The sequence below is a fragment of the Streptomyces sp. NPDC054796 genome (assembly GCF_053611545.1).
The window spans coordinates 1-2,562 of record NZ_JBSHAO010000141.1 but is presented as its reverse complement, the minus strand read 5'-3'; the positions used below and the strand labels follow the sequence as shown (position 1 = coordinate 2,562).

Below are 2,562 nucleotides of genomic sequence, written 5' to 3'. Positions count from 1 at the left end.
CCGTCGAACTGCTCGGCCTCGACGATCGGCAGGGCCCGCCCCGCGAGCCGGACCAGGCTGCGGAGCTGGGACGGCAGCTGAAGATCCTGGCCGGTGAGCCGGGAATGAACCGGCCCGCGGTCATCGCGATGGCCCACCTCTCACCGTGCGCGGGGCGGGACCACCCGCTGGCCCTGCGCGACCTGGGCCTGGCCGCCGAACTCGTCTACGACGCGGACACACTCCTGCTGCTGAACGGCACGCAGCCGCACTACCTGGACGTCCTCGTCGCCAAGGACCGGCACGGACCCGCCCCGATGAAAACCGGCATCACCTGGTGACCACGCCGACGGCGCCGCGCACCCGGCTCTCGGACTCCGCCCGCCATACTGGGCGTTGACCATGCGTCCGTCCCGCGGGAAGGAAAAGCCGGGTGAGCCTCCAGCAACGCGGCAAGCAGACCGTCGTCCGCTGCGACAGCTGCGACGGGCACCCCGTCCTGCCCACCCCCGTCGCGGACATCGACACCCGAAAATGCATCCGCTGCCAAGGCGAACGCCGCTGGCTGCCGGTGCCGCACCCCGAGAACCACCTGTGCTCGCCGTGCAGCCGCGAATGCCCCGAATGCCAGGCCCCCTCGCCCAAGGGCGGCCGGTGCCTGAAATGCCAGCAACGGTGCCGCCTGTGCGGCGGGCAGCTTCCCGCCCCCGGCACGGAAGAAGAGACAGACACGACGACGCCCAGGAGCGGCACCCGACGCCTCTACCCGCAGACCTGGGACCAAGACCTGTGCCCCTCGTGCAAGAAGATCCGCGAGGCAGGCGACCCGATTCGCGCAGTCCTCGCCGCCCTGCCCACCAAACTGCTCCGGGAATGCGACAGGGGCATACCGCCCACGGTCATCGACACCATTCGTCACGAACTGGGAGACCGGTCCGTGCAGGAACTGTGCGAGCGCATCGAACGCCGCTGGTGGAACCACTGGTCCACGCGTCCCCTGTACCGCGACGCCGACATCCGCCAGCCCGGCCACACCCCCTACGACATCGCCGCCCGGCTGATCGCCCCCGCCGACTGCCCCTCCCGCTGCGAGGACGGCTGGCAGCGCCACGACCCGGACCGGCTGTGCCCGCAGTGCCGAGGAGAGGGCAATCCCGCCCGCACCCACGCGCCGGACACCGGCTCCGCCGCCCAGGAGGAACCGGAGAACGAAGAGACCGCCCCCCACGGCCCCCCGGCCGTCGAGTGCGAGGGCCGCGGCGGAGCATGCGGGCGCCCCGCCGCGCCGGGCCACGACCAGTGCCCAGCCTGTCTGGGATGGCCCTGGTGCGTGTGCAACCGAATACGTCACGACCCGCAATACTCGGCTTGCCGCCTGTGCCGCGCACCCGGCCCGGCCCCCGCCGCCAGCGTTCCGCCCCGCCCGGACGCCGACGACGAACTCGACGAGCCGCAGCCGCCGGTCTCCACTGCCGCCGACCGCCCCCTGACCGACGCCATCGCCTACCGGCCCCCGGCCGTCGAGTGCGAGGGACGGGAGGGCTCGTGCGGACGCCCCGCCGTCCCCGGACACGACCGCTGCGCCGGCTGCCTGGGATGGCCCACCTGCCGGTGCGGCCGGACGCGCCACGCCCCCCAGCACGACAGCTGCCATGTGTGCCGCGCACCCGACCCCGTCCCCGCGGACACCGACTGAACACCGCGTGGCCTGGAGGAGAGCGTGATGACAAGCGAGGAGCATCCCGGGAAGACCGGAGCGGACCTGGCGGCCCTGACGCTGCGCCAAGCGAAGGAGACCGCACGGCGCCGGCCCCCCGAGCGCGCGGCGAGGACGGCCCGTACCCGTATCCGTCCTCGCCGACAGCCCACCGGCATCCGGGAGGTGATCCTGGACCTGCTCCATGAACGCGCGCCGGGAGTGTTCAGCCCCGGGACCCCCATGGAGGTCAACCGGATGTGGCGTCAGACGGTGGGCCGCGAAGCCGCCGCTCGCCTGCGCTTCGTCGACTACGCGCAGCAGACCGGCCTCCTCACGGTGATAGCCGACAGCAAGACGTGGCACTTTCAGGCGCAACTGCTCAGGAGAAGGCTCGTCGCGAACCTGCGCGAGCGCGGCTGCCCCGTCAGCGACATCCGTATCCTGCCGCCCTCCGCGCGCTCACTCCTCCGGATGAATCCGCCCGAGAGAATGCCGGAGGAGGCGATCACCACCCGGCCGGGGACCGGACCGGCCGCGCCGTGCGCGGACCCGCGGGTGGAGGCGGCCGTGCGGCGGCAGCAGGCGAGCACGCCCCGCGAACTCGCCCCCTACGGCCCCGCCTGGGCGCCGCGAGAAGCCGCCGCGACACGGCAGCAGCTCGTGCAGGCACGAGCCGTGCACAAGGCGCGCAGGGCCAGAGCCAGCAGCTGAGGGAAAGTCCTTGGCCGGACAGCAGCCGCCCATCGCTCCGTTACGCTGAACGCCCCCTCGACACGGTGCCGCACGATCGGAAGGCCACCCATGGACCAGGAGCAGCCGGCACACAGCGGTGCGCACTACGACACCCAGGCGGAGACCACCGTCCTGCACGGGATGCTCCACTC

3 protein-coding genes are annotated in these 2,562 nt (G+C 72.7%); all 3 read left to right on the top strand.

Translation table 11 applies throughout. The features are described 5' to 3' along the window. Nucleotides 1–320, top strand: a 320-nt coding sequence (locus ACWGJ2_RS40195; protein WP_453351374.1) for a hypothetical protein, incomplete at its 5' end; no start/stop codon positions are given. A 92-nt stretch (nt 321–412) separates the two neighbouring features. Continuing rightward, nucleotides 413–1,675 (top strand): hypothetical protein, encoded by a 1,263-nt coding sequence (locus ACWGJ2_RS40190; RefSeq protein ID WP_453351373.1) that lies wholly within the window; start codon nt 413–415, stop codon nt 1,673–1,675. A gap of 27 nt (nt 1,676–1,702) precedes the next feature. Beyond that, the gene (locus ACWGJ2_RS40185; RefSeq protein WP_453351372.1) at nt 1,703–2,389 is read left to right on the top strand and encodes a DciA family protein; all 687 of its coding nucleotides are present in this window, start codon (nt 1,703–1,705) and stop codon (nt 2,387–2,389) included. Nucleotides 2,390–2,562: the final 173 nt, after the last annotated feature.

Coding starts and splice junctions, on each gene's coding strand:
- ACWGJ2_RS40185 (WP_453351372.1), top strand. CDS start 1,703: ATGACAAGCGAGGAGCATCCCGGGAAGACCGGAGCGGACCTGGCGGCC.